Here is a 26,293-nt window from a genome sequence, read left to right as displayed (position 1 = left end):
GGGTTTAGCCACCCGCAATTTTTACTTTAAATTTAAGGGTTTCTAAAATCCCTTTTAGTTTTTCGCGATCATCGCCTTGAACTTCAATAATGCCTTCTTTTACCGCGCCACCTTGGCCCATTTTACTTTTTAAGGTTTTAGCTAGCTTTTTTAGATCGTGCGTTTTTGGATCTATACCCACAACCAACATCACACCTTTACCTTTTCGGCCCTTAGTTTGGCGCTCTATGCGGATAAAGCCATCTTTAAATAGTTTTGCAGTGGGTTCTTGCTCAACCTTTGGCTGGCTAATTCGGCCCATATCGGTTGAATATACTAAGCGGTTATCACTCATAATTTACCTAAATAAACGTTTTTATTGATGTATTAAATAATAACAAATTTGCTGGCGAGTGTTTTTATTTTTGCTAAATACTTTTAACAGGTTATATTTAGGTCAAAGGAAATATTATTGGAGTTTATAATGAGTTTAACAAAGAGTTTATCGGTTGATGAAAGTACTTTAACGATACAAATTAAAGGCAAATTTGACTTTAATTTAGTGCAATCATTTCGCCAAGCCTATGCCCAAATTGAGCCTAAAACAAATAAAGTGATTATCGATTTAAGAGAGACCGACTACATGGATAGCTCTGCTCTTGGTATGTTGCTTAACATGAAAAAAACCATTGAAAGCCAGGTACAAACAATAGAGATCAGTAATTGTCAGCCTCAGCTTAAAAAAATACTGCAAATATCACGTTTTGATAAGAAGTTTGATATTAACTAATGACCCACGTACTTATTGTTGACGATCAGGCGCTTAATCGCATCCTGCTCGAAAAAATGCTGCTCGAAGAAAACTATAAAATATCAATTGCGTTTAACGGCCTAGAAGCACTTGAGGTGTTAGAAAAAGAAGCGATTGATATTGTTCTACTCGATGTACTTATGCCGGTAATGGATGGCTTTGAAGCTGCAAAGCTGATAAAGCAGCGATACAACGACGTTTATCTACCTATTATTTTTATTACTTCGCTTGAAGATCAAAGCAGCTTTGAGCGTTGTTTAGAAGTAGGCGGGGATGACTTTATTCAAAAGCCGTTTGAAAAAGTAATTTTAAACGCAAAAATTAAAGCGCACAGTCGTACACGCGAATTAAGTAAAAAAGCCCATCAACAAAACACCTTACTTGAGTATCATCGCAATCAAATAGAGCGCGAGCACGAAATAATTGAGCACATTTTTAATAACTCGCTCGAAAACCAAGATAAGTTTAAAGACCATTTAGACTTTAGCCTTTCTCCTGCTTCTATGTTTAACGGTGACATGTTTTTAGTCGCGCAAAGCCCAATAGGCAATTTATATTGCATGTTGGGTGATTTTACCGGGCATGGGTTAGCGGCCGCGATTGGAGCATTACCTGCATCACGGGTGTTTTATACTATGGTGCAAAAAGGCATGGCTGTTAACGATATCGCCTCTGAGATCAATATATTACTGCATAATTTACTGCCAGAGCACATGTTCTGCGCGGCGACTATTATTGAGCTCAGTGCCTCGGGAAAAAGTATTTCAGCATGGCTTGGTGGCTTACCAGATGCGTACTTAATAAATACCGATGGTGAAGTAAAGCAAACGCTTGAGTCGCAACATATGGCGCTGGGGATTTTAGACCGCGATGAATTTGAATATGAACTAATTAATTTAGAAGTTGATAAAAACACCCGTTTAGTGCTTTCAACCGATGGCATAATAGAAACTAACAACGACGCCGATATTTTTTACGGTGAGCAGCGCTTTTTAGCAGCACTTAAAAGCAAGCCGATGATCAGCAGTCAGCGTGTTATAGATAATGTAAATACCTTTGCCAATGGCAGTGAGCAATTAGACGACTTAAGCTTAGTGCTGCTTAATTGTTTGCCGCTAACCCCAGAGCCTGAGGCCAAAGAGGCGTATTCTAATTTGGCATTTAACTTTTCACTTAGCTTGAACGCGCAGCAAATTAAATGCACAGACCCTGTGTATGATGTTGTTAACGTATTAAGCAGTGTTGAGGGGCTTAGATCGCATCGCTCAAATATATTTTTATTGCTCTCTGAGGCGTATAACAATGCACTTGATCACGGCGTGTTAGGCCTTGATTCAGACATAAAAAAACAAGACGATGGCTTTTTTAAATACTATGAATTAAGAGAGCAAGCACTGAGTAAAATGAAAGAGGCGATGATTATTATTGATATGCGTTATTGCCCAGATACTTTGTGTTTGTACTTTATTATTTGTGACTCGGGTAGGGGGTTCTCAAGTGACTCCTCTACACGTACCGAACTCAACGCAGAGTTTGGCCGTGGCTTATCGTTACTCGAAGAGGTGGCAGAAAAAGTCACGTATAACGCAAGTGGTAACCAAGTCGAAATGTGTTACAAGTTGCTATAGCTCAGAAAAAATTTCCATGTTATTATCTAAAAAATTTTAGATGTATGGATGGCCAAATGATTTCTTCTTACCTTGATATTGCGCAATTAAATATAGACCCACAATTAATTGCCAAAGAGCTAGAGCAGCTAGAACAGTATATTGCGGCAAGCGCGCTGCCGTCTGTACGTTGGGAGTATCAAATTCCTGAACTCGGTGAAGGCGGTGCGTGTAGTTTGTTTGGTTATTTACAAGATGAGCCATTTAAACTTACTGATCACGTGAGCGCGACTTCACAAAACGAGCAAAAACTAGCAAACCTACAAAATATAGTTAATTACATAGAGCAGCAAACTCAGGTCGATTGGTATGGTATTTATCAAGCCGTTGATACAGCTCAGGGTCCGCAATTATTAAAGCTGGCGTATCAAGGTGCGCCAAGCCGTCCACTGTTTCCTCTTACTGAAGCATTTGCAGCAGGCAGCAATAATGTACAAGTTGCATTGTCTAAGCGCGGGCGTGTAATTAACAACGTAGAAAACTATTTAGCTCAAGGTGGCGAGTATTATACGTGCGACCCTAAAGTGAAAGCTGAAACCTGTTTACCCTTATTTAATGAGCAACATGAATGCGTCGGTATTATAGATGCAGAGGCATTTAGTAACGACTTTTTTGATAGCCGTACACTGGCTGTATTAGTTGCGTGCTGCATTAAAATTCCTCACTTTCTAGTGTAAATATCACTAGCCAAGAAGGTAAGCTTTTATGTTAAGCTTACTACAACAGCCAACCCCTAATTAATGATAAGAGATAGCTAATGTTCTCAGAATTAAAACCATTACCAACAGATCCTATTCTTGGCCTTATGGCAGCCTATAAACAAGATACAAACCCTAACAAGATTGATTTAGGTGTAGGTGTCTATAAAGATGAGCAAGGCAACACACCGGTATTAAAAGCGGTAAAAAAAGCTGAAGCATTTCGTTTAGAAAACGAAACAAGCAAATCTTACATTGGTTTAGCGGGTAACTTAGACTACTGTCAAAAAATGGAAAACCTATTACTAGGTGAGCATCAAGCACTTTTAGCAAACCGCGTACGTACTGCACAAGCACCAGGTGGTACAGGTGCACTTCGCGTTGCCGCTGAATTTGTTAAGCGTTGCAATAAAGACGCAACAGTGTGGGTAACTACGCCAACATGGGCAAACCACATTAGCTTGTTTGAAGCTGCGGGCTTAAACGTTAAAGAATACCCGTACTACGATTACGAAAACAAAGATTTATTGTTCGACGACATGATAAACACCCTTAAGCAAGTACCAAAAGGAGATATTGTGCTACTTCATGCTTGTTGTCATAACCCAAGTGGTATGGACTTAAACGAGACACAGTGGAACACAGTTGCTCAGCTTGCAAAAGAAGTTGGCTTTACACCACTTATTGATATTGCTTACCAAGGCTTTGGCTCATCACTTGAAGAAGATGCACGTGGACTGCGCATTTTAGCTGATGCAGTAGAAGAGCTAATTATTTGTTCATCATGTTCTAAAAACTTTGGTTTATACCGTGAGCGTATTGGTGCGTGTTCAATTATTGCAAAAGACACTGCAACCGCTGATATTTCAAATTCAGTGCTATTAAGCGTTGTTCGTAGTATTTACTCAATGCCTCCAGCGCACGGTGCTGACATTGTAAACACTATTTTAAGCAGCACAGAGCTTACACAAATGTGGCACAGTGAGCTTGATGAAATGCGTAATCGTATTAATGGTTTACGTAGCTTAATTAAAGAAAGCTTAGCAGCAAAAGAGATAGAGCAAGACTTTTCGTTTATTGAACGTCAACACGGTATGTTTTCTTTCTTAGGTATTAATAAAGAGCAAATTGCGCGCCTACAAAAAGAATACGGTATTTACATTGTTGGTTCTAGCCGCGTAAATGTAGCGGGTATTAGTGATACTAACATTGAGTATTTCGCAAACGCCGTTGCTGACGTTTGTAAATAATACTATTACTTAACAGTAATAAAAAACCGCCCAGCCTCAACTTTAGGCTGGGCGGTTTTTTTTAGCTGTTATTTATACCAATTAGCCAGCGTTTGCCACCAATACCAATCCGCAATAATACTTAATTATTTTGCGGGGCTAAACGTGTCGCTACCTGCGTTAAAAAGCTCTCATTTAGAACACCTAAATAGCGATTTTTTTGCAGAGCTATCAACACGTTTATCTACTCTCAAAGTAGATCACTTAATTAAGCGAATTGGTATAACTATAATTACAGCACTATTCGCTATCGATTAAGTCTTCTACGCCTACAATCAGCCACGGTGCATCTGAGGTGGTAGCACGCTCAAGGTGCCAAATCTCTAAAATAGGCTCTTCTTTTTTATCGTCTAAGTCGCGGTATTTGCCTTTAAATTGCACACTTACTTGCCACGAATTTGCTGTTGTTTCAGCGCGCACAAGCTCGGCATCAATAAACATCACCTCAGTCGCTACCCGTTCAATCGCTTCGCGCTCAGTTTTAAACTCTTGAGCTAACGATGGGCTTAAATACTCAGCCATCGTGGCGTAATCTGCATTATTCCACGCAGTTTGCATAGTGTGATAGTGGCTACGCGCGCCTTGTAAAAAGCCATTTACGTCAAAATTAGGGGGTAAATTGAAAGGTACTTGCTCAGTGTGTGCGCTTTGCTGGGTAAAACCACTGCTGGTAGGTTGCTCTGGGGCTGCTTGCTTAAAAGCAGAGTGCCCCGTAGCGTGAGTATCGGCTAATTGCGGGGAGTGGCGAGCGCGCATAAACCCCGTAATAAGTTTAAACAAAATAAAGGCAACGCCTGCTAATAAAATAATTTCTAATAGCTGCATGCCCTCAAAGTTATCTCCTAGCATAGCGGCAATTAAACCGCCGGCTAACAATCCGCCTAATACGCCGGCCATAATGCCTTTTTTACTGCTTTTTGTCTTAGCTGCAGGTGCTGTGGTATCGGCTTTTTGCTTTTGTGTGGTTTGTTGTGTTGCTGGGGTTGTACCGCGTTTACTACTACCAAACTTTTTGCGTGCGTGTGCATCAAAACTTGCTGTACACAGTAGTGCAAGTAATGAAAATATAACGATGATGTTCTTCATGTAATTCCCTAAGTTAAACTGAGCGGTGAGTATAATTAACTTTTCAGTAAAAATTAATAATTACATTTAAAATCAATTGTTTTGGATGAAAAATGAGCGCTGAATAGGCACAAAAAAACCGCTCAGTGTTACTCAGCGGTTTTTAGTCGTTAAGCGCTAGTTACAGCCAGCGAATGGCATTGGTAACCCGCTCGTTGTACACATTAATTGGCGCGCCGGAATTAGCCACTAAAATAGTATCGGCTTTGTCGCCTCGATTAATATGACCAGCAAAGCGCGCATCATGAAAATCATCTTCGCCATACCCAAACGACTTATTCTCAGAAGGAACAATAAAGACCGTCATTGGGCCAAAGTCCGACTCAAAAATTAAGTGCAGACCTTTTTCACCTTTAAAGTCGCAAAACATCGCATAAGTAATTTTACCTGGCAGCTCTTCTATATGAGCGCCAAGCAGTGCAAGCTTATCGTTAACGCTTTGTAGGCTAATAGCATTGGTTTTTTCAAGGGCGGTAATTTCATGGTAAACATGGGTTAAAGCATGTTCGCCTGCTTCATGAGCAATGTGTTGCTCTGTGCTAAAAAAGAATGCGCCAATAGCTACAAAAAAAGACGCGGCTAGGGCTAAGTGAACACGGTCAAACTTAAAACGTGAGCGTGCATCTACAACGTTATCCCCAGTTGCTTGCTCTTCTTGCATTGCTTTTTCTTTTAACGAGGTGTTTAAAAGAATACGCTCAGCAAGGTTGTCAGGCACAGGCACATCTAACGCATCTTGAATTTGTTTATCAAAGTCTTTCATATCGCTTATAAAGTTTTGTCGCTCAGAGCTCTCTTTAGCAAACTCTAAAAGCTCCTTATCTAAATCGTTTGGCTGCGCAATAGTGCGTCGACGAAACTCAAGTTCATCCATTATTTTGATGCCCCTTTAAGTTGTTCATCATCACGGCTTAAAGCCTCTTTAAGTTGGTTTCTGGCACGGTACAAACGAGTCATAACCGTGTTTTTATTTAAATCGAGAATCTCTGCTATTTCTTCACCAGAGCACCCCATAACAACTTGCAGAAGTAAGGGTTCTCTGTATTCATCAGATAGCAGCGCAATTTGGCGTTGGATAACCGTTTGCTCCATTTCATCATCTAACGAATGGCTGGTTTCATCGACAAGTGTATCGTTTTCTACATCGCTGTAGTCAAACTGCTTGCGCTCAAAGCGACGTGCATTTTCTCTGCGCAAAATAGTCAGCAGCCACGGCTTGGCGGCTTTTTGATCCAATAATGAGTCAAGCGAGCGCCAAGCACGTAAAAACGTTTCTTGTACTAGGTCATCTGCAATATGTGGGTCACGGCATAACCAATAAGCAAAGCGATAAAGCTCCTTATTATATACATGGACCAAGGCTTCATAGCGCTTTTGTTTCTCTGCCATATCAACTAAGACCTGATTATTTGATTTTTTCTTTCCAAGCATAAGTACTTTTTTAATTAAAATTTATTATTTAATGCATGAAAAGACCTAAATTTATCAAACTAGTTAATAAAGGTCTTTTAATACAGCTTGTTGCGACTTTGTACGTTGAACTTGGTGCTGCTCAATTATGTTAATAATAGCATTAAGATCGACATCTGCACTGCTATTTGCATAAAGAGCTGACTGTAAACGGTTAACCTGCGTCGCCAGTTCATCATTATTGATGTTGTGTATTAACGTATCTATCGCAGCCACCTTTTTGCCCGTAAGCTTAATCGCTACCTCATTTAGTTCGCTATAAAATGCATTGAGATTATTTGATTTAGCTGCATTTTTAAGCGCGTTTAATGAAAGCGTTTGGGCTTTATTTACAGATACACTGTTATTTTTTTGCTCATTATTAGTAGAACGGCTTAACCAATAAAAAATTGCAGTGATTATCCAAAAAATATACCCAAGCACGGCAATAATAATTAACCAAAGCGGAATAACATTTTGCGGCGCGGCTATTGTTGTATTGGGCTGCTGTGTATTACTTACTTTGTTAGCAGGCAAAGTTGGCTCACCTGTATTAAGGTTGTCGTTTGCAATAGCACCTGGGTTTATAGCATTGGCGCTAGGAGTTACCGTTATAGTGCGCTCAGGCAATGTAGCGTAACTAATGCGGTTTATTTTGGTGTTATACCAAGGCAGTGTTATTTCTGGGAGGGTATAAGTGCCCGCTTTTTGTGGTAATAACGCAAATGACGCTGTTTGCTGAGATACAACCCGTCCGTTTCTTACGGCATTGTTTGTTTCTACATCATCGGGGTAACTGCGAATCCCCGCAATGGTTTTCATATCAATTTCGGGCAGTTGCTCTTTAGTAACCCCTAACGCGGTTAAGGTAATAGTGCGTGTAATAGGCGTGCCAACTTCTACTGTATTTTCATCAGGCTGCCACTGCTCATCAATATTAACTAACTCACTGGGTAGCCATGCGCCTTTATAGTTTGCCGGAATAGGTTTTATCTCAAGTTGCTGATCATCCCCTAAAGCCGACACCTCTAATTGGCGGTAATTTTGCTGTACACGGCCTTGAAACGTAGGGCCAACAATAGTGTATACACCACTTTTTTGCGGTTGTAGTAAGTATTCTCGGGTGATCACTAAATAACGTTTACCATCTACAAGCTCATAGCTTTCGGTTTGTTTACCTAATTGAGTAAGCTGTGCATCTTGCATACTGGGCGTACTTAGGCTGCCATCAAGCAGCTCTTTTGCTAGGTAGAGTTTAATCGTATATACGCCAGCTTCTTGAACAAACAACGAGTCACTTGAGAGCGATGTTTTTAAAAAAATATCGTTATTTTTATCAGCATCGGCAGCGCGTTTTGCCACTTTTAATTTTATTGGCTGCGAGCTTAAACCGGCCACGTTAAAAGCCGGAATGGTGTATTCACCTTCATTACGGGTCATTAACTTAACAGACCAGGTTGTTTGCTTGTTAATGCTGCCATTTATAATGTTGGTGCGCGTACTTAAACTTGTTGGCCCAACCACAAAGTCTTTAAGTAACACCGAGGTGTCGGGTTGCTCGCTTTTTATTGTGTCGTCAACTGAAATGTTAAGCATAAAAAATTCGCCAGCAAGGACTGGGTTTTTATCTACACTTGCCTCTAATTTGGTGGCGGCCCATGATGGCATCGCACTTAATAGCAATAAACAGCAAAATAATCGCATTACCATGATTTTTCTACTCCTGTAGGGCGACGTTGATATTGTCTTTTTTGGGCTTCTAATTGCATTTTATTCCGTAATAAAATTGCCGGATCGTCCGGTACTTTTCTTAATAACTGGTTAAGCTGCTGGGCTTTTTCTTTCTCTTCGTTGGTGAGCTCACTCGCTTGTGCTTGCGCGGCTTGTTGTTGAGCGTTTTGCTTTTGCTCATCGGTTAACGTTTGCTGCTGCGCTGTTTGCGGCTGAGTATTTTCAGCTTGTTCTTCGTTTGTTTGCTCAGGCTGTTTTTGCTCTTGATTAGCTTGTGGCTGAGTTTCTAGTTCTGGCTCATTTTGTTTATCTGATTGTGAACCCGACTCAGCACTTTGTTGGTCTTGCTCAGTGTCAGACTCATCACTTGGCTCACCTTGCTGATCTTGTGATTGCTCGCCTTGACTTTGCTCTGATTGAGAATCGCTATTTTCACCTTGTTGGCTTTGATCTGATTGCTGATTGTTTTGTTGCTCACTTTGATCAGATTGTTGCTGGTTATCTTGCGAATCACCCTCTTGCTGTTGCTGCTGTTGTTGCTCGAGCAACTGCTCAACCAAAGCTTGGTTATCAGCGGCTTCGCTAAAGTTAGGTTGTAGCGTTTGTGCTTGTTTGTAAGCATCTATGGCTTGTTCTAGCTGTCCAGATTTGGCAAGCGCGTTGGCATAGTTATAAAAACCAGTGGCTGATTTATCTTTACTAAAGGCTTCTAGTGCGGCATCAAAATTACCTTGTTGGTACAATGCAGACCCTTTTAAGCTGCTTGAGTCGGCATTGGCGGCCCGTTCAAAATCTTTATTTTTATAAGCATCTAGCGCTTGCTGATCAGTGTTTTTTAAAAAAGAGGGGAGCTCTAATGCACTTGCCTGTTGGGTTGGCAAAACGCTGAGTACTAAAAAGGCCCCTACAAATGCTGCACTTCTAAATAAATAAAGGCCTAAGGGCAGTAAAATAAGTAACCCATATATACCTGCGTCTATGCGCCACAGGGCATGGCTTTGTATTTCATCTTTTAATAACTCACTGTTGGCACTTGGTGCAAAAGTGGCTATGTCACTGCTGCTTGGTTGGTAAAGGGCAAACTTTCCACCACTGCGCGTCGCTAGGCTTTTTAAGCGGCTTATGTTAATGGTGGGGATGACTATTTGACCGTAGCTGTCTTTTAAAAAACCGCCTTCAGGTAATTTTATTGGTGCGCCTTGCTCTGTGCCTACGCCATAAATATTTAGCCGATAAGAAGAATTACTGGTAAAGCTAGTAATATCGCTTTGCTCTTCTTGGTCTATGCCATCGGTGACTAATATTATATCGCCATCAATATAGCCTGCTTGCGTTAAAAGCTCTTTTGCCATATCAAGGCCAGCTAAAACATTAGAGCCTTTGTCGGGCATAATGTCTGGGCTTAAACTCGGAATTAAATTAGTAAGCGTAGTGGCATCGTTTGTAAGTGGCGAGATAGTAAATGCACTGCCGGCATAGGCAACTAAAGCGGTGTCGCCTTCTTTAAATAGCTCAATCATATCGAGTGCTTTAAAGCGTGATTGCATTAAACGATTTGGTGCTATATCGGTACTGTACATTGAGTACGACATATCCATTACAATCACACGGGCACTTTTACTTTGAAATACAGGAACCTGTTTTTCTTCAAAGCTAGGGCCTGCACTAAAAATAATAGCTAAACAGCAAAATACAGCGACCAGCCAAAGTGGTTGGCTGGCTTTAGTGTTTGACTCGTTCATAATAAACGGCGCCAAATGAGGGGCAATTAGGTTATCTGCGCTTTGTTTTTTATGCTTAATAAAGGCTATAAAAAACAACGCAAGTGCAGGTATTAAAAGCCACAAAACAGCGGGACGAATAAATGTAAAGTCCATTAGTTAGGCTCCTTTAATGCACGTAAGGTGCTTAACATTACTTTTAAACTAATGAGTAAAATAGCAATAAGTAGTGGGTAGTAAAAAAATGAGCTTTGCGGGCGAAATGTTTGCTCATCTGCGCTAATTGGCTCTAATTTATCAAGCTCTGCGTAAATTTGCTGAAGGCCAGCCACATCTTTGGCTCTAAAATATAACCCACCGGTTTGTTCGGCAATGTCTTTTAACAAGCTTTCATCTAAGCTGCCCCCACTCATACCACCCATATTAAATAGGCTAAATCCACGGGGGTTATCTGAGCCTACACCTATGGTATATACTTTTATGCCTTCTTCGCGGGCAAGGAGTAGGGCATCTTCAGGTTTTAAATTACCAGCGGTGTTTTGGCCATCGGTTAATAGCACCACAATACGGTTACTTTTATCTTTGTTGGCAAAACGCTTTACCGATAAACCTAGCGCATCGCCAATAGCAGTGGCACGCCCAACTAAGCCTATTTGAGACTCGCTGAGCATTTTACTTACGGTTTTAACATCGCGAGTCAGTGGCGTTTGTAAAAATGCGGTGTCGCCAAATAATATAAGGCCTAACCTGTCGCCTTGGCGCTGCTCTATAAAGTCACTTAATACCGCCTTTACCATAGTGAGGCGATCAACATATTGGCCGTTGTAAGCCATGTCTTGTTCGGTCATTGAGCCAGACAAATCGACCGCAAGCATTATATCGCGCCCTTCGTTTGGTAATGAAATAGGGTCGTCTAACCATGTCGGGTTGGCTGCAGCAGTGACCAGTAATAGCCAAAGTAGCCATTCAAAAATAGTTAGTTTACGTGCGCTTTTTTCAAGGCTTTGGCTGGCTAAGTTATGTTTGGCAAAGCTTGGAATACGTAACCGGGTATGTGCGTTACTGGCAGCAGGTTTTAATAATAAAAGTAATAAGGGCAGAGGTAGTAATAAAAACAACCATGGCCAGCTAAATTCAAACATGTACTGGCTCCTTTAGTTTAAATTGCTTTATGCCTTGGCGTAATTTTTCGTTAAGCGCGTCATTGGTTTGCTGCGCATTATACAGGCTTAAAAGCTCATGCTCGGTAAAGCTTAAACCGGTTAAGGTATTAAGTGTGTTACACCAGTTAGCAGTTGATTGCGTTGCTAGGCGTTTATCGTAATACTCTATTACTAAGCGCTTTAAAATAATATGAAGTGTTTGCGCGCTTTGCTCGTTGTGGCTTAAATCGATTGCGTAGCGCTTAGGCTTTTTAAATTTATAATTTTTGTAAAACCAAAAAGCAGCTGCACAGATTGCTATGAACAGCAGGGTAATAATAACCCACCAAGCAGGGGCGAGTGGCCACCAACTAACTTGGCTTGGCGCTATTATATCGTGCAGGCCATCGAGTGGATTGGTTTGCATGGTTATTTTCTCACTAATTGCAGCTCAAGCGGGCTCGCTGCATTGAATGATATTAAGTTAAGACCCGATTTAGTTAAGCGATTTAGGCGTGTGCTAAATGCTTGCTCGGCGTTTTTTGCAAAGCGTTCTCTAAAGCTTTTATCCATAAGCGGTAGCGCAAAATCTTGGCCGTTGGCATTAACCGTGACAGTGTTTTTAAACGCGGGGAGCGTATGTTCAAACGGATCACTTATATGACAGCCTATCAGCTCACAGTGGCGGCTTAGTATTTCTAATTGTTTAAAGCTTGCATCATCTAAGGCATTAAAGTCAGAGACTAAATACACTAAGCTGCCAGGTTTAGCTAAGTGGTTAAGGCGTTTTAAATTATCGCTAAAGTTATTGGTTGCTTGTTTATCTATATTGTTAAGTGCTTGCTGGTGGCTGTCGCATAGGTTATGACACAGCTTTAATACCGCTTTTTCGCGGGCGCTGGGCTTTAGTTCTAAATGCGAGTGTTGATTAAACACGATACCGCCAATTCTATCTCCGCGTTGACACGCCGACCACGCAACTAGCGCGCTAATGTGCGCAGCCTGTACCGACTTAAGCAGCAGCTTTGAGCCAAATAGCATAGAGTTTGAAAAATCAGTAAATACAAAAACAGGGCGCTCTTTTTCTTCTTGAAAAAGCTTTGTATGGGTTTCGCCGGTACGCGCTGTTACTCGCCAATCAATAGAGCGAATGTCATCACCTTGCTGGTAATGACGCACTTCGGCAAACTCCATGCCTCGGCCTTTATGGGGCGCAAGGTATTGCCCAGTTAAACTGTTTTTAATTTTAACTTTTGGTGCCAGCTCTAATAACTGTGCTTTAGCTTTGTAATACAGCAGTTCTTTTAGCGCTAAATTTACACCGTGGCTGTGGCTTTCTTTTAGCCACGCCTTTGAGTCTAATTGTGTTTGCATAACTTAGGGTACGGCTACAAGTTCAACAATGCGGCTTATAACCTGATCTTTAGTAATGCCATCAGCCTGTGCTTCGTAGCTTAAAATAATACGATGGCGCAGTACATTATGTACAACGGCTTGAATGTCATCAGGAGCTACAAAATCGCGGCCATGTAACCAAGCGTGGGCACGGGCACATTTATCAAGTGCAATGGTGGCACGCGGGCTTGCACCAAACTCAATCCAACGGCCAAGTTGCTCATCAAACTTAGCCCCTTCACGAGTGGCAATAATAAGCTGTACTAAATATTGCTCAAGCGGCTCGGCTAAATACAACCCTAAAATAGCTTGGCGAGCGGCAAATAAATCGCTTTGGGTAATTTGTTGCATAACCGCTTGTTGTTCATTAAGTGCTTCACCACGGGTTAACCGCAGTATGTCTAGCTCGTGCTCTGCACCTGGGTAATCAATGCTTAAATGTAATAAAAAGCGGTCTAATTGTGCCTCTGGCAGCGGGTAAGTCCCTTCTTGCTCCAGCGGGTTTTGGGTAGCCATTACCATAAATAAATCGCTTAGCGGGTAGGTGTTTTTGCCTACCGTTACTTGGCGCTCTGCCATGGCTTCTAGTAGTGCTGATTGTACTTTTGCTGGGGCACGGTTTATTTCATCGGCTAAAATAAGGTTATGAAATAAAGGGCCTTTCTCAAACACAAACTCGCTGGTTTGTTGGCGGTAAATATCGGTGCCAGTTACATCGGCAGGTAATAAGTCGGGCGTAAACTGCACGCGCTGGAACGAGCCTTCAATACCTTTAGCAAGGGCGTTAACAGCGCGGGTTTTTGCAAGCCCTGGCGGGCCTTCTACTAATAGATGGCCATCAGCTAAAATGGCAATAAGGAGTGCTTGAGTAAGCTCTGGCTGGCCAATAATTTGTGTATCTAAGTACGTTTTTAATTGTTTGAATGCGTTAGCTGCCATAATAAATAGACTTCCTCGTCAGCTGGGTTTGTACCTAATTTATTTTAGGTGATTAATACTGACCTAGTTATAAGGTTTATAAGTGAGTAACTCAAGAGTTAGACTGTATTTTTAAAAATAGTTCGTTATTTTTTAACGGTTTTTAGCGTACCACAAAACTTTGTAAAAACGCGTAAAAAAGCCTATTGTGGTAGTCAATATTAAGCACTATGTATATATCTACCTTTAGTGCTTTTGTATAAATTTGTGTTTATCTATTGGCTTTAGCACACGGGTTGTTTAGAATCGAGGAAAACAAACAGGTCAGACCTGTCAGCGGGAGAGCATAAATGTCTGAGCAAAACATACTAAAAACACCAAAAGGCGACCGTATTGCCATCGTTAGCGGCTTACGTACTCCTTTTGCAAAACAAGCAACAGCGTTTCACCATGTACCAGCCCTTGATATGGGTAAGTTGGTGGTTAACGAAATGCTTGAACGATTAAATTTCGACAAGTCAGAAATCGATCAACTTGTATTTGGTCAAGTAGTACAAATGCCAGAAGCGCCAAATATTGCACGTGAAATTGTTTTAGGTACGGGTATGCCAGTAGGCGTAGACGCGTATTCAGTATCGCGCGCATGTGCTACCAGCTTTCAGGCCATTGCTAATGTAGCTGAATCTATTATGGCAGGCTCTGTAAATGTAGGTATTGCCGGTGGCGCCGATTCATCTTCAGTATTACCTATTGGCGTAAGTAAAAAATTGGCAGGTAGCTTAGTTGATTTAAACAAAGCACGTACCTTAGGCCAGCGTTTACAAATATTCTCAAAACTGCGTTTAAAAGATTTATTACCAGTACCGCCTGCGGTTGCTGAGTACTCAACAGGCCTTTCAATGGGGCAAACTGCTGAGCAAATGGCTAAAACACATAATATAAGCCGTGAAGATCAAGATGCACTAGCGCATCGCTCGCATTCACTTGCAACCCAAGCATGGGCCGATGGCAAGTTAAAAGATGAAGTAATGACGGCGCACTTACCGCCATATAAAAGCTTTATTGAAGAAGATAATAACATTCGTAAAAATTCTACAGTTGAAGGCTACGCTAAGCTTAAACCGGTATTTGACCGCCAACATGGCTCGGTTACTGCTGCAAATGCAACACCATTAACCGATGGTGCAGCTGCCGTACTGATGATGAGCGAAAGCAAAGCAAAAGCACTAGGCTACGAAATTTTAGGTTATGTACGTAGCTTTGCGTTTTCGGCAATTGGTGTAGAAAAAGACATGCTAATGGGCCCAGCGCATTCAACGCCTATCGCACTTGATAGAGCAGGAATTACACTTGCTGATTTAGATTTAATTGAAATGCACGAAGCCTTTGCATCGCAAACACTTGCCAATATGAAAATGTTTGCATCAGATAAGTTTGCGCAAGAGCAACTTGGTCGTAGCAAGGCAATTGGCGAAATTAACATGGATAAGTTTAACGTTAACGGCGGCTCACTGGCATATGGTCACCCATTTGCAGCAACCGGTGCTCGCTTAATTACGCAAAGCTTACACGAGCTTAAACGTCGTGGTGGCGGTTTAGCATTAACAACAGCGTGTGCTGCTGGTGGTTTAGGTGCAGCCTTTGTATTGGAGAGCGCGTAATGACAGATTCAGTATTTAATTTAACGGTAGATGAAAACAAAATTGCCGTAGTAACCATTGATGTGCCGGGTGAGAAAATGAACACCCTGCGCGATTCATTCGCTGATGACTTAAAAGCTTTACTTGAAGCGGCTAAGCAAGAGTCAGTAAAGGGGATGGTATTTATAAGTGGTAAAAGCGATAACTTTATCGCGGGCGCTGATGTAAAAATGCTTGATAGCGTGCAAAAGCGTGAAGATGCGTTAGCAATTAGTGAACTTTGTCATCAAGCCTTTTTTGATATGACAAAACTACCTTATACAACAGTAAGTGCAATACATGGTGCTGCGCTTGGTGGTGGTTTAGAGTTTGCTTTAGCGTGTGATTACCGCGTAGGCACAGATAGCGATATGACTAAAGTAGGCCTGCCAGAAGTACAACTTGGTTTATTACCAGGTGGCGGTGGTACGCAGCGTTTAACTAAAATTGTAGGCATTCAAAAAGCACTTGAATGGATGCTAACTGGCAAGCAAATTCGCCCTAAGCAGGCTAAAAAAGCAGGCGTATTAGATGATGTAGTACCACAAAGCGTATTACTAAAAGTCGCTAAAGAATTTGCCGCTAAGAAAAAGCCAGCAGATAAAGAGCCAAAGCTTGATAAAGTAAGTAAATTATTAGAGTCAAACCCGTTTGGCCGTAACTTTATCTTTAAAAAGGCCAAAGAAAACGTCCTTAAAAAAACCGGCGGACATTACCCTGCACCGCTTGCAATTATTAAGGCTGTGCGTGCAAGTGTAGAGCTGGATAAATTAAAAGCATACAAAACAGAAGCTGAAAGCTTTGCAACACTTGTAATGAGTGATGAATCTAAAGCGCTTCGCGGTATTTTCTTTGCAACCACTGAAATGAAAAAAGAGTGGCGCAACGACGATGCGCCAGCAATTAGTAAAACAGCTGTTTTAGGTGGCGGCCTAATGGGTGCCGGTATTGCGCATGTAAGCGCAGTAAAAGCCAAAGTACCTGTACGTATTAAAGATGTAGCAGAGCAGGGCATTAGTAATGCCATGAACTACACCTACAAAATTTTAGATAAGCGCCTTAAACGCCGCATTATGTCTAAAGCTGATATGCAGTTAACAATGAACCGTATTACCGGTACTACCGACTACAGTGGCTTTAAACACATTGATTTAGTAGTAGAAGCTGTTTTTGAAGATTTAGCCTTAAAGCAAGGTATGGTTGCCGATATAGAGCAGCAATGCCAAAGCAATACTATTTTTGCAAGTAACACGTCATCACTGCCTATTTCACAAATTGCAGCACAGGCACAGCGCCCTGAAAACGTGATAGGCCTGCATTACTTCTCGCCAGTTGAAAAAATGCCATTAGTGGAGATTATTCCGCACGAAGGGACTTCACAAGAGACTATAGCGCGCGTAGTTAACTTTGCACGTAAGCAAGGTAAAACGCCCATTGTGGTAAAAGACATGGCAGGTTTTTACGTAAACCGTATTTTAGCGCCTTATGTAAATGAAGCAGCTAATTTAATGCTTGCCGGTGAGCCAATTGAAAAAATTGATGCAGCCCTTGTAGAGTTTGGTTTCCCAGTTGGGCCGCTTGCTTTACTTGATGAAGTAGGGATTGATATAGGCTCTAAAATTGCCCCAATTCTTGAAAAAGAATTAGGCGAGCGATTTAAAGCGCCTGATGCATTTTCTCGTATGATTGATTCAAAACGCCTAGGCCGCAAAACGGGTCGTGGCTTTTATGAGTACGATAAAAAGAGCAAAAAAGTTGACGAGTCAGTGTATGAGCTATTAGGTGTAACCCCTGCACCGCGTTTAAATAAAAGCGAAATTGCTAAGCGTTGCGTATCACAAATGCTTAACGAAGCCGTGCGTTGTTTAGACGATGGCATTATTGCCAGCCCACGTGATGGCGACATTGGCGCTATATTTGGTATTGGCTTCCCACCATTTTTAGGTGGACCGTTTAGCTATATGGATAAATTGGGCGCCAGCAAGGTTAGCTCTGAAATGTCTACATTAGCTAATAGCAATGCAAATTTTGCCCCATGCGACACGTTAGTAAGTATGGCTGAATCAGGCGCTAAGTTTTATCAAACGCAGCCTGTTGCAGATGAGCCAAGCCCAGCACCTGTTGCTGAACAAGCTATAGAAGCAGAACCTGCTGATGAGCAACCTCAAGAAGAGAGCGTTGACTCACCAAAGCAAGACTCGTAAACAGCTTGATTAAAAAAAACCGCATTATATGCGGTTTTTTTATATCTGCTATTTGTAAATATAGAATTCTAGGGCGCAATAATACCAACCCGCAATAATACTTAATTATTCTGCGGGGATAACGTGTCGCTACCTGTGTTAAAAACGTGCATTTATAAAACCTAAATTGCCAGTTTTTATTTAGTTATCGACAGGTTTTTACCCTCAAATAAGTCTTATAATTAAGTGGCTTGCTATAAAGTATGTTAGCTTATTTTGCAGCTAAGCAGATAAGAGGTAAACCATTATGCAGTTGTTTACAGCACGATTGGCAATGCGCCCGCTTCAAAGCAGTGATTGGCCATTATTTTTGCAGTTACATCAAAATCCTACCGTGATCCGTTATTGCTACGATATGCCCAGCGAAGCGTTTGTACGCAGCCGCTTTGAACAACGTTTAAAAAGCTGGGATAGCACTTCTACTCATCCACTTTGCCTTGTGGTATTTGATAAGTATTCAAATGAGCCCATGGGTGTAACGGGGTTTACATACGAACTTGAGCAAGCTGAGCTAGGCTATTTGTTTTTACCCGCGTATTTTAATCAAGGCTTTGCCAGTGAGTCATTGCGTGCCGTGATTGAGTGGGCATGGCAACAATGCGGTATTACACAGTTTAAAGCCGTGGTTACAAAGGGGAATATAGGGTCTGAAAAGGTATTACAAAAGTGTGGATTAACGTTAACTGGCATTAATACGCAAGCGCACACTATTAATAATACACGTTATGACGATTTGATATACACATTAAAATTGTAGCAAATAGGGCTAGCAAGCTAGCCCGTGATGGTGGTTTCTATAGATGTGCTTCAATTGCTTTACGGTCTTTTTCTGGCATATTCTCAACAACTAATTTGAACGAATTATCGATCATTCTTTCAATTTCGCCTTGTGGAATAGAGCCATCTAATATCACCGTATTCCAAAGCCGCTTGTTCATATGATAGCCAGGGATCACCGCAGGAAAAATATCGCGCAATTTAAGTGCTTCATCGGGATCGCACTTTAAATTAAGCCACCAAATAGGATCTCCATCATCATTAACGTCTCCATCATTACCTAAGGCAAGGGTGGCAAACATTTTATGATTTACTTTATAAACATCAACCTCTTGAGCAAATGGTTTTGTCACTTGCACCAAGGGCTTCTTTACTAAATACTCATGTACTGTGTTTTGGTCCATGATCCAATCCTTGAAGTCATACTCGGTAGAGATACCATAGCAGTTTTTTTCGCTTTTGATTATAGGTATTTAGTTTTAAATTAAAAATTTGCAAGTCTATATCAAATGCAGCCCCAAATTAACGTATTTTTAGTTGAACAATACCCAGTTCGTGGTATGTTTCTGGCAATCAAAAAAATAATAGGAAAACCCCCATGCCAAAGGCGAGTGAAGTTAAAAAAGGAACCGCGATTGAGTTTAATAATCGCGTGTTGGTAGTTAAAGATATTGTACGTTCAGTACCGCAAGGTCGTGCAGGCGGTAGTTTGTACCGTATGCGTTTATACGATGTAGTAACAGGTGCGAAAGTAGACGAAACCTTCAAAGACAGCGACATGCTAACCCTAGCAGATTTAACTCGCCGCGAAGCAATGCTTTCGTACATTGATGGCGATGAATACGTGTTTATGGATAATGAAGACTACACGCCGTATAACTTAAACAAAGAGGCGATAGCAGAAGAAATTCAATTCGTTAATGAAGAAACGCAAGGCGTACACGTTATTGTGATTGATGGCTCGCCTGTAGGTTTAGATTTGCCATCAAGCGTAGAGCTGGTTGTTGAAGAAACAGACCCTTCAATCAAAGGCGCTTCTGCCAGTGCACGCTCTAAGCCTGCACGCCTGAGCACGGGTTTAACCATTTCGGTGCCTGAGCATATATCTACGGGCGACCGTATCCGTATTAATACGGTTGAGCACAAATTTATGGGCCGCGCTGAAAAGTAACCCAAGCTATACAATAAAGCTGGCGCTATGCCGGCTTTTTTTATGCCTAAATTTTTCAACTAGGTAATAGTAATCTGCATCAATACTTAATTTATATAAGCTGATAACTAAAATGGTGACTCATTGGCTTATCAAACCTGCTGCTTTAAAAGTGTGTTATTTGCCGTTAAAATGCGCGGCTTTGCTTTTGAGCTCAGTTGGGGTGATGTTTGCTTTTGAGCTCAGTTGGGGTGATGTTTGCTTTTCGTTTTTATTAATGCTCTATGTGCTTTGGCCATTTATGTTCAAGCGCTTAAAAAAGGTATGCCAATTAAACGGTGGATTTTATTAGGGGCGCTAATCGGACCTGGCGCATGGTGCTTATTTGGTTTGCATTACAGGCGTGCTTTTATACGCAACGTAGGAGCTGGTGCGTGTATATGGCGCCCGTAACATTACCTTATTTGCGCTAAATGGTTATTAGCACTAATAAGGCTTGGCGTAGAGTTGCTTTGTTGCTGTTTCAAAAAGGCCGTAAACTCATCTTTTGAAAGCGGTTTTGAATAGAAGTAGCCTTGTACGGTTTCACAATTCAGCGTTTTTAGTATGTCAATTTGGCTTGCTTGCTCCACACCTTCAGCAACCACATGTAAATCGAGGTTTTGCGCAATCGTCACGATAGAGTCAACCATGTTGCGGCCTCGTTCGGTTTTCATGTCATCAATAAATGCTTTGTCTACTTTTAAGGTATTCAGCGGAAATTGTTTTAAGTACGCTAAAGATGAATAACCTGTACCAAAATCGTCCATGGCTAAATGAATACCACGGGCACTTAACGAGCGCATAATTGCAATGGCTTCTTGTGGGTCGTCCATTACCGTGCCTTCGGTAATTTCCAGCTCTAAAAAGTAAGAAGGTAGCTCGTTTTTTTGCAATATCACGTCAATACGGGTCGTTAAATCTGGCAAGCTAAACTGCTTAGCCGATAAGTTAACTGCAACGCGGCCGCTAAATAGTCCATCGTCTAGCCATTGTTTTACATCGCGACATGCTTTGTTTAAAACCACTTCACCAATTTCTATTATTTGCCCGGTTTCCTCTGCAATAGGAATAAAAACACCGGGGCTAATAACGCCTTTTTTAGGGGTTATAAAGCGCACTAATGCTTCCATTCCGGTAAGTTTACCTGTGCGAATATTCATTTTTGGTTGGTAATACACTTCAAAATGGTTTTCTTTTAGACCAAAGCGCATTAGGTTTTCTATTTGTAAGCGTTTAACCGCTTGGCGGTTCATGGTGTCGTTAAAAAACAGGTAACTATTGCCTTTCTTTTTAGCATGATACATTGCGGTATCAGCGTTTTTTAATAGTAGCTCTGGGGTACTGCCATCTTCGGGGAATAACACTATGCCTACGCTTGAGGTAATAGCGAGCTCGTGGCCTGCCATTTTAAATGGGGTCGCAATTGCAGCTAAAAATTGCTTTGCCATGCGAGTAATAACATGAATATCATTAGTATCTGCCATAACTAAGGCAAATTCATCACCCCCTAAGCGGTAAAAAACATCATTCTCACGGGTTAATTTATTTAATCGCATAGCCAGTTTTGCTAACAGGCTGTCGCCTAGCTGGTGGCCTAATGAATCATTAATCTTTTTAAAGTTATCTAAATCAAATACCAAAAGGGCATGGTGAGTATTTTGTTTTACTAGCTTTTGAAGGTCGGTAAAAAATAAATTTCTGTTAGGTAAACTGGTCGTACGGTCTCTATTTGATAAATTATGCAGTTGCGATTGTGCATTTTTACGTTCGGTTAAATCTGAATAAACCACTACATAGTTTGTTATTTGGTGTTGATCGTTTTTTATCTCATCAATAGAAATCTCTATGGGCAGTAACACTCGCTCACTATTGCGCAGTTTTACCTCTTGTTGAATTCGCTCACGCTCTCGTACTATATTTTTAATGTTTTCTGTGTAGCTTTTATCGTAACCAGGTAAGTTAAAAGGCTTTTTGAGATATTGCTCTCTAACGCCACCAAAAAGCGTTAAAAAGCTGGGGTTAATATCAACTAAGTTAAAGTTTTTATCATATATAGCAAGTGCATCAGTGAGTGATTCTACACACTTAGCAAATAAATTGAGGCGCTCTTGTGTTGATTTTAACACTGAAATATCGCGCACTGTGCCGGTCATTCTCAGTGGCGCTAAGTTGGCATCTTTTTCTATTATTTTTCCGCGGTCTAATACCCAGTGCCAGTGGCCAAAGGTGTCTTTAATACGGTAAGTGGCTTCAAAAAAAGCAGACTTTTGAGCAAAGTGTTTTTTTAATAAATGCTCTACTGAGGCAATATCGTGTGGGTGGATCAAGCTTTTATTTGGCGGAAAACCCATTAACGTTGTTGAATCCATCATGTATTTATCGTTAATACGAATAACTTCGCCAGTTTTTATATTCCAATCCCAAAGCGTATCGCCACTGCCTTCAACCGTGCTTTTTAAGCGCTTTTCTGAGAGGCTGTGCTGTAATCGAGAGCGCTTTAATTTATAAATTACAAATAATAGGTATGGCAAAGCCAGCGCAAGTAGGGCACTGGCAATAATTAAAACGGTGTTGGTATTTATATTAAAGGCGTGTTCAAAGGCAACCGCTGCGGGTGCTAGGCTTAGCAGCAACCAGTAAAAACCACATTTTATTGTTGTTATTTTTATCATTTGTTTTATTACTACTAATTAACAAATGATAATTTAAATCATGCCACTTGCAGAGTCAAAGAGATTGCGAGCAAAGCGGCATTTTTTGCGATTTATTTACTTTTGCGCTACTTAATAACTCATACCTTGGCCTATCTTTAGAAAAAGTAGCTATGGCATAGCTTTTCATTTCTTCTAGGCTGAGGGCGTGCAGTGCCTCTAGCAGGCGTTTTTGCATATGAAAGTCATGATCTTTATTGCCTATTGCAAGCCAAAAGCGCTGTGAACGTAACCGTAAGTTTTTATCTTTTTCAGCAATATGAGTTGTCAAACCTTGTTTATGCTGCTGCCATGTTGTTTCATCCAGGGAGTCTAGGTTAGCAATAAACTGGCTTACAAAATGATTATGCCTGTGCAGTAGAGTCTGAGCTTCAAATTTTGGTGATTGAATATAAAAAGCAATACCGGCGCGGGTGTTAAATGGTGCATAGCCAGAGCCAACTAAGTAACCTAGCTGTTGTGTGGTTCTCAGCTCGTTAAAATAGTCTTGGTTAATTATATGATTAAGTGCCATTAATTTAACTTTTTCATCCACTTCTGCACTTTGTGCTTGGTAGTAAATGACCATGGCATTATCACTGCATGACAGTTCAAGTTCGCAGCGAGTCACTTGGTCTATCTCGTGCAGCGGGCGTGTTAAATCCTCAATAGCCGTGGCATTTTTTAAATGCTCAGCCACTTTTTTATGAAATACCTTCGCGTCTGTTTGTTGCCAATTACCGTGTAAAAACGACTCAACATGTAAGGCTTTAAAAAAGTCGGCTCTAAATTCGTTAAATTGCTGAAAACACGTATTTTTAAGTGCCGTGGCTAACTCGTCGGGTTGTGGGTTCCATGGCATTATTTTGGCACCTAACACGCTAAATAATTCACTCACCGGTTTATTTTGGTTGCTGTTGCGCCAGTGCCTTACCAATTGCTTTTTGTATTCGGCAAAGCGGCGTGCGCAAATATCAACATTAAATAGCGCATCAAGTAATTGCTCCACCAACTCTAGCTGACTAGTCGATAGCCCAGCGGTGTGCAACGTAAGCCCGCCTTGGTGAGAGGTTAAATGATAACTTAAACCTGCCAATTCTGCGGGGTAAAATTGCTCGCTAACACTGTCCATAAATAAGTCACTAAAAAGGCGCGTTAATGCCATGTGCTTTACATCTTTTACTGCAAAGTGCGAGTCCATTGCTAAATAAAAATGACCTTTGGCCACTCTAAAGGTGTTGTCTTGTTTAAACCAAAAGTCAAACCCAGGCTCTTTAACTAACAGTAAAGGCTTGGTTTGAGGTTTTTCGACTTCGTATAGCACCACTTCTTTTGTTAAATAGGGGTTTGCTGTGGGCAGCAGCATAGTGCTCAGCGGTTTATTTATATGCGCAAGCGACTCCAGCCAATGCGGCGAAATTGGCTCAACTTTGTAAGGGGTGTTGTACCACGCGGTGGTGTGCTCTGCCTCTACGCCTGGATGAATAAGTACTAAGCGCATATTATGCGGGGTAAGCCATTGCATCGCCATTTCGTGAGTGGCTTTATTAAAGCCCTCCATTAAGTAATCGCCTTGCACATAGTTAGCTTCGTCGTAGTGCTGCATATTAATGCTTAGGTTACTTACCCAATCTATTAAGCGCGATTTTTCTTGGTTATCAAACGCAATTTGTAACAGGTTTTTTTTATCTTGATACAGGCGCGGTAGTTTGTCGGTGTTATCGTTGATTAGGCAAATATACTCAAACACAATTTCTATTATGTCTTCAAAGTATTCAATCCCTTCATCGGTAAGCGCCATGCTAATGTTAAAATCTTTAAAGTTACTGCCATTTATACCGCCGCCGGCAGAAAGTGCGTTAATCCACCCTTGTTCTTTTAAAATTGAGTACAACGAGCCTGCGCCTTCGTAGCCTAGTAAGTGGGCTATAAAGCTGACGGTTTTGTGGCGATAAAAGTCATCGATATTTGGCATAGCAAAACTAATAATGAGTTTTTGCATGTGCTTGTGTGGTTCAATGTGCAGTACTTTGCCAATATCTTGCGCGCGATATAATGGCTCCTCAATAGGGGCTTTAAGCGCACCTTTATGGCCATTAATGCCACTAAAATAACGATGCGTCCACTGCGCGAGTGTATCAAGCGGTTCGTTGGCACAAATTACCAGTGTCATCCACTGCGCTTGATAGTGCTTATTAAAAAAATCTCTTAACTCGTCACTAATGCAGCGCTCTCTATCGGCGAGAGTATGTAAATTACCCACCGAAAATTTAGCAAAGGGGTGGGCTGGGTTTACGGTTTCTTTATGAGCTTGATAAATACGACGCCCATCATCTTTTATTTTTAATTTAAACTCAGCCTCTATGGCATTACGTTCTTTTTCGGTTTCAGCTGGGTTTAATAATGGGGCAATAAAAAAACGGCTAAATTGCGCAAGTGCTTTTTCAATGGCTTGGTTATTAATATCAAAGTAATAGCACGTGTGCTCAGTGCCGGTCCAGGCGTTGGTGTTCCCGCCCGATTGAGACACAAAATTATTAAAGCTTCCAGAATCAGGGTATTGGTCGGTACCTAAAAAAAGCATATGCTCTAAAAAGTGTGCAAGGCCTTGCCTGTCAAGGGGGTCATCAAAATGGCCAGCGTTAACCGCCATAGAAGCAGCGGCTTTAGTTGAATCTTTATCTTGCACTAATAATACTTTTAGCCCATTGTCGAGTGTAATGGCGCGGTATGCTCTGTTATCATTGCGGCTGATATTCAAATGATGCTCCTGAAACTAGACGTTTACTTGTTAACAACAGATGATAGCTTCAGGACAGCGAAAAAATAGCGAAAAGATTTACCTGAATATCATGAGAGAATTATTCTTTGGAATAATAGTTAATATAGCGGACAAATGGGCAAACTGGCTACTGTTTTATATTCATTAATCGGTTGATTTTTTATGAAAACAATCTTAATTATGCGCCACGGCGAAGCGACACCGATGCAAGCTAACGACGCAGCAAGAAACCTAACACCGAAAGGCCATGCAGAAGCAGAAAAAATGGGCTTATGGCTACACAAACACTTTTCTGTTGATGCGTTATTGGTAAGTCCTTACTCGCGCGCGCAGCAAACAGCTAAAGAAGTTGAAAAAAACAATGTATTTAAATTTAGTGAAACCTGTAGCGACATAATCCCCGAGGGTAAGCCACAAATAGCAGCTGATTATTTAGAAACACTTATTGCCATGCATCCTCAGTGTAATACCTGGTTGGTGGTCGCCCATATGCCTATTGTGAGCTATATAGTTGATCAGCTCAGCCCGGGTAATATGCCTATTTTTAACACTGCAGCGGTTGCTGTAATTCAGTATGATGAAACCTCACAGCGCAGTGAATATGTAAATATTAATGCGCCTGCAAATATATAGAGAAAAGAGACAACAATGAGTATAGAACGCCTTGAAACGGGTGCGCGCATGAGCCGTATAGTTAAACATAATGGAACCGTTTATTTATGCGGACAAGTATGCAGCGATGCAGAGCAAAACATTACAGAGCAAACGCAAACTATGCTCGACAAAGTAGAGGCCTTACTTGAGCAGGCGGGGAGTTCTAAAAAGCATATGCTAAGCGCAACTATTTACGTTAAGAGCATGGAATATTTTGCCGATATGAATGCTGTATGGGATGCGTGGGTGCCAGAAGGTTATGCACCAGCACGCGCCTGTGTTGAAGCTAAAATGGCGCGCGATGCGCTATTGGTTGAAATTTCGGTAGTGGCCGCACTTAAATAAGCGATT

24 protein-coding genes are annotated in these 26,293 nt (G+C 41.3%); 11 read left to right on the top strand and 13 right to left on the bottom strand.

Annotated features, from left to right (window positions below; genetic code table 11):
- Nucleotides 1-4: 4 nt before the first annotated feature.
- Entirely contained in the window at nt 5-334 is a 330-nt protein-coding gene (locus MTN96_RS07580) for a stress response translation initiation inhibitor YciH (RefSeq protein WP_248531118.1), read from the bottom strand.
- Nucleotides 335-463: 129 nt separating this feature from the next.
- Here MTN96_RS07580 and MTN96_RS07575 point away from each other — a divergent pair, with 129 nt between their 5' ends.
- The 4 genes from MTN96_RS07575 (at nt 464) to MTN96_RS07560 (ending at nt 4,405) form a co-directional block, all read left to right on the top strand.
- The gene (locus MTN96_RS07575) at nt 464-769 is read left to right on the top strand and encodes an STAS domain-containing protein (protein ID WP_004587319.1); all 306 of its coding nucleotides are present in this window, start codon (nt 464-466) and stop codon (nt 767-769) included.
- A complete protein-coding gene (locus MTN96_RS07570) occupies nt 769-2,418 on the top strand; it encodes a fused response regulator/phosphatase (RefSeq protein ID WP_029773472.1) in 1,650 nt (549 codons plus the stop codon). The genes MTN96_RS07575 and MTN96_RS07570 overlap by 1 nt, the downstream gene beginning before the upstream one ends.
- A gap of 56 nt (nt 2,419-2,474) precedes the next feature.
- On the top strand, nt 2,475-3,134 hold the full coding sequence (locus MTN96_RS07565) for a GAF domain-containing protein (RefSeq protein ID WP_024031866.1): 660 nt from the start codon (nt 2,475-2,477) through the stop codon (nt 3,132-3,134).
- 80 nt (nt 3,135-3,214) lie between these two features.
- Nucleotides 3,215-4,405, top strand: coding sequence for an amino acid aminotransferase (locus tag MTN96_RS07560; RefSeq protein ID WP_004587316.1), 1,191 nt, complete (start codon nt 3,215-3,217; stop codon nt 4,403-4,405).
- 279 nt (nt 4,406-4,684) lie between these two features.
- On the opposite strand, the gene MTN96_RS07555 is transcribed toward MTN96_RS07560, so the two are convergent.
- From MTN96_RS07555 to MTN96_RS07515, 9 genes are all read right to left on the bottom strand, one after another.
- The gene (locus MTN96_RS07555; protein WP_248443113.1) at nt 4,685-5,530 is read right to left on the bottom strand and encodes a Tim44 domain-containing protein; all 846 of its coding nucleotides are present in this window, start codon (nt 5,528-5,530) and stop codon (nt 4,685-4,687) included.
- Between the two features lie 160 nt (nt 5,531-5,690).
- Entirely contained in the window at nt 5,691-6,443 is a 753-nt protein-coding gene (locus MTN96_RS07550) for a DUF3379 family protein (RefSeq protein ID WP_029773475.1), read from the bottom strand.
- Nucleotides 6,443-7,000: a sigma-70 family RNA polymerase sigma factor gene (locus MTN96_RS07545; protein WP_039972214.1), complete on the bottom strand. Its 558-nt coding sequence runs from the start codon at nt 6,998-7,000 to the stop codon at nt 6,443-6,445. The genes MTN96_RS07550 and MTN96_RS07545 overlap by 1 nt, the downstream gene beginning before the upstream one ends.
- Before the next feature lie 63 nt (nt 7,001-7,063).
- Nucleotides 7,064-8,728, bottom strand: coding sequence for a BatD family protein (locus MTN96_RS07540; RefSeq protein ID WP_248443119.1), 1,665 nt, complete (start codon nt 8,726-8,728; stop codon nt 7,064-7,066).
- Nucleotides 8,722-10,626 (bottom strand): VWA domain-containing protein, encoded by a 1,905-nt coding sequence (locus MTN96_RS07535; protein WP_248531117.1) that lies wholly within the window; start codon nt 10,624-10,626, stop codon nt 8,722-8,724. The genes MTN96_RS07540 and MTN96_RS07535 overlap by 7 nt, the downstream gene beginning before the upstream one ends.
- On the bottom strand, nt 10,626-11,612 hold the full coding sequence (locus tag MTN96_RS07530; RefSeq protein WP_248531116.1) for a VWA domain-containing protein: 987 nt from the start codon (nt 11,610-11,612) through the stop codon (nt 10,626-10,628). Before MTN96_RS07530 ends, MTN96_RS07535 begins: the two co-directional genes overlap by 1 nt.
- Complete coding sequence (locus MTN96_RS07525; RefSeq protein ID WP_055253030.1) at nt 11,605-12,039, bottom strand: DUF4381 domain-containing protein; 435 nt, start codon at nt 12,037-12,039, stop codon at nt 11,605-11,607. Before MTN96_RS07525 ends, MTN96_RS07530 begins: the two co-directional genes overlap by 8 nt.
- A gap of 2 nt (nt 12,040-12,041) precedes the next feature.
- On the bottom strand, nt 12,042-12,986 hold the full coding sequence (locus tag MTN96_RS07520; RefSeq protein WP_054982187.1) for a DUF58 domain-containing protein: 945 nt from the start codon (nt 12,984-12,986) through the stop codon (nt 12,042-12,044).
- 3 nt (nt 12,987-12,989) lie between these two features.
- The gene (locus MTN96_RS07515) at nt 12,990-13,946 is read right to left on the bottom strand and encodes a MoxR family ATPase (protein ID WP_004587307.1); all 957 of its coding nucleotides are present in this window, start codon (nt 13,944-13,946) and stop codon (nt 12,990-12,992) included.
- 329 nt (nt 13,947-14,275) lie between these two features.
- On the opposite strand from MTN96_RS07515, the gene fadI reads away from it, so the two are divergent.
- The 3 genes from fadI to MTN96_RS07500 all read left to right on the top strand — a co-directional run bounded on the left by fadI (nt 14,276) and on the right by MTN96_RS07500 (nt 18,604).
- Nucleotides 14,276-15,586: an acetyl-CoA C-acyltransferase FadI gene (gene fadI / locus MTN96_RS07510; RefSeq protein WP_024031879.1), complete on the top strand. Its 1,311-nt coding sequence runs from the start codon at nt 14,276-14,278 to the stop codon at nt 15,584-15,586.
- The gene (gene fadJ / locus MTN96_RS07505) at nt 15,586-17,808 is read left to right on the top strand and encodes a fatty acid oxidation complex subunit alpha FadJ (RefSeq protein WP_054982189.1); all 2,223 of its coding nucleotides are present in this window, start codon (nt 15,586-15,588) and stop codon (nt 17,806-17,808) included. The genes fadI and fadJ overlap by 1 nt, the downstream gene beginning before the upstream one ends.
- 286 nt (nt 17,809-18,094) lie before the next feature.
- Nucleotides 18,095-18,604, top strand: a complete 510-nt coding sequence (locus MTN96_RS07500) for a GNAT family N-acetyltransferase (protein WP_064386801.1) — start codon at nt 18,095-18,097, stop codon at nt 18,602-18,604.
- A gap of 37 nt (nt 18,605-18,641) precedes the next feature.
- On the opposite strand, the gene MTN96_RS07495 is transcribed toward MTN96_RS07500, so the two are convergent.
- Nucleotides 18,642-19,028: an MmcQ/YjbR family DNA-binding protein gene (locus MTN96_RS07495; protein ID WP_004587303.1), complete on the bottom strand. Its 387-nt coding sequence runs from the start codon at nt 19,026-19,028 to the stop codon at nt 18,642-18,644.
- A gap of 194 nt (nt 19,029-19,222) precedes the next feature.
- On the opposite strand from MTN96_RS07495, the gene yeiP reads away from it, so the two are divergent.
- The gene (gene yeiP, locus MTN96_RS07490) at nt 19,223-19,795 is read left to right on the top strand and encodes an elongation factor P-like protein YeiP (protein ID WP_004587302.1); all 573 of its coding nucleotides are present in this window, start codon (nt 19,223-19,225) and stop codon (nt 19,793-19,795) included.
- A gap of 252 nt (nt 19,796-20,047) precedes the next feature.
- A complete protein-coding gene (locus tag MTN96_RS07485; protein ID WP_374274991.1) occupies nt 20,048-20,227 on the top strand; it encodes a hypothetical protein in 180 nt (59 codons plus the stop codon).
- Nucleotides 20,228-20,229: 2 nt separating this feature from the next.
- Here MTN96_RS07485 and MTN96_RS07480 read toward each other — a convergent pair whose 3' ends face one another.
- Nucleotides 20,230-22,488, bottom strand: coding sequence for an EAL domain-containing protein (locus MTN96_RS07480; RefSeq protein ID WP_248531115.1), 2,259 nt, complete (start codon nt 22,486-22,488; stop codon nt 20,230-20,232).
- 55 nt (nt 22,489-22,543) lie between these two features.
- On the bottom strand, nt 22,544-25,267 hold the full coding sequence (locus tag MTN96_RS07475; RefSeq protein WP_248531114.1) for an insulinase family protein: 2,724 nt from the start codon (nt 25,265-25,267) through the stop codon (nt 22,544-22,546).
- Between the two features lie 183 nt (nt 25,268-25,450).
- On the opposite strand from MTN96_RS07475, the gene sixA reads away from it, so the two are divergent.
- Both sixA and MTN96_RS07465 read left to right on the top strand, forming a co-directional pair.
- Entirely contained in the window at nt 25,451-25,921 is a 471-nt protein-coding gene (gene sixA, locus MTN96_RS07470) for a phosphohistidine phosphatase SixA (RefSeq protein ID WP_004587298.1), read from the top strand.
- A 15-nt stretch (nt 25,922-25,936) separates the two neighbouring features.
- Nucleotides 25,937-26,287 carry a RidA family protein gene (locus tag MTN96_RS07465; protein WP_004587297.1) on the top strand — a complete coding sequence of 117 codons (351 nt, stop codon included), beginning with the start codon at nt 25,937-25,939 and terminating at the stop codon, nt 26,285-26,287.
- Nucleotides 26,288-26,293: the final 6 nt, after the last annotated feature.

The organism is Pseudoalteromonas sp. 2CM28B, assembly GCF_023161935.1.
The sequence above is the reverse complement of the archived record's forward strand: the minus strand, read 5'-3'. Positions and strand labels throughout refer to the sequence as shown.

Bases quoted from the DNA above. Each gene is read 5' to 3' on its own strand.
- MTN96_RS07580 (WP_248531118.1), bottom strand. From the start codon at position 334: ATGAGTGATAACCGCTTAGTATATTCAACCGATATGGGCCGAATTAGC.
- MTN96_RS07575 (WP_004587319.1), top strand. From the start codon at position 464: ATGAGTTTAACAAAGAGTTTATCGGTTGATGAAAGTACTTTAACGATA.
- MTN96_RS07570 (WP_029773472.1), top strand. From the start codon at position 769: ATGACCCACGTACTTATTGTTGACGATCAGGCGCTTAATCGCATCCTG.
- MTN96_RS07565 (WP_024031866.1), top strand. From the start codon at position 2,475: ATGATTTCTTCTTACCTTGATATTGCGCAATTAAATATAGACCCACAA.
- MTN96_RS07560 (WP_004587316.1), top strand. From the start codon at position 3,215: ATGTTCTCAGAATTAAAACCATTACCAACAGATCCTATTCTTGGCCTT.
- MTN96_RS07555 (WP_248443113.1), bottom strand. From the start codon at position 5,530: ATGAAGAACATCATCGTTATATTTTCATTACTTGCACTACTGTGTACA.
- MTN96_RS07550 (WP_029773475.1), bottom strand. From the start codon at position 6,443: ATGGATGAACTTGAGTTTCGTCGACGCACTATTGCGCAGCCAAACGAT.
- MTN96_RS07545 (WP_039972214.1), bottom strand. From the start codon at position 7,000: ATGCTTGGAAAGAAAAAATCAAATAATCAGGTCTTAGTTGATATGGCA.
- MTN96_RS07540 (WP_248443119.1), bottom strand. From the start codon at position 8,728: ATGGTAATGCGATTATTTTGCTGTTTATTGCTATTAAGTGCGATGCCA.
- MTN96_RS07535 (WP_248531117.1), bottom strand. From the start codon at position 10,626: ATGGACTTTACATTTATTCGTCCCGCTGTTTTGTGGCTTTTAATACCT.
- MTN96_RS07530 (WP_248531116.1), bottom strand. From the start codon at position 11,612: ATGTTTGAATTTAGCTGGCCATGGTTGTTTTTATTACTACCTCTGCCC.
- MTN96_RS07525 (WP_055253030.1), bottom strand. From the start codon at position 12,039: ATGCAAACCAATCCACTCGATGGCCTGCACGATATAATAGCGCCAAGC.
- MTN96_RS07520 (WP_054982187.1), bottom strand. From the start codon at position 12,986: ATGCAAACACAATTAGACTCAAAGGCGTGGCTAAAAGAAAGCCACAGC.
- MTN96_RS07515 (WP_004587307.1), bottom strand. From the start codon at position 13,946: ATGGCAGCTAACGCATTCAAACAATTAAAAACGTACTTAGATACACAA.
- fadI (WP_024031879.1), top strand. From the start codon at position 14,276: ATGTCTGAGCAAAACATACTAAAAACACCAAAAGGCGACCGTATTGCC.
- fadJ (WP_054982189.1), top strand. From the start codon at position 15,586: ATGACAGATTCAGTATTTAATTTAACGGTAGATGAAAACAAAATTGCC.
- MTN96_RS07500 (WP_064386801.1), top strand. From the start codon at position 18,095: ATGCAGTTGTTTACAGCACGATTGGCAATGCGCCCGCTTCAAAGCAGT.
- MTN96_RS07495 (WP_004587303.1), bottom strand. From the start codon at position 19,028: ATGGACCAAAACACAGTACATGAGTATTTAGTAAAGAAGCCCTTGGTG.
- yeiP (WP_004587302.1), top strand. From the start codon at position 19,223: ATGCCAAAGGCGAGTGAAGTTAAAAAAGGAACCGCGATTGAGTTTAAT.
- MTN96_RS07480 (WP_248531115.1), bottom strand. From the start codon at position 22,488: ATGATAAAAATAACAACAATAAAATGTGGTTTTTACTGGTTGCTGCTA.
- sixA (WP_004587298.1), top strand. From the start codon at position 25,451: ATGAAAACAATCTTAATTATGCGCCACGGCGAAGCGACACCGATGCAA.
- MTN96_RS07465 (WP_004587297.1), top strand. From the start codon at position 25,937: ATGAGTATAGAACGCCTTGAAACGGGTGCGCGCATGAGCCGTATAGTT.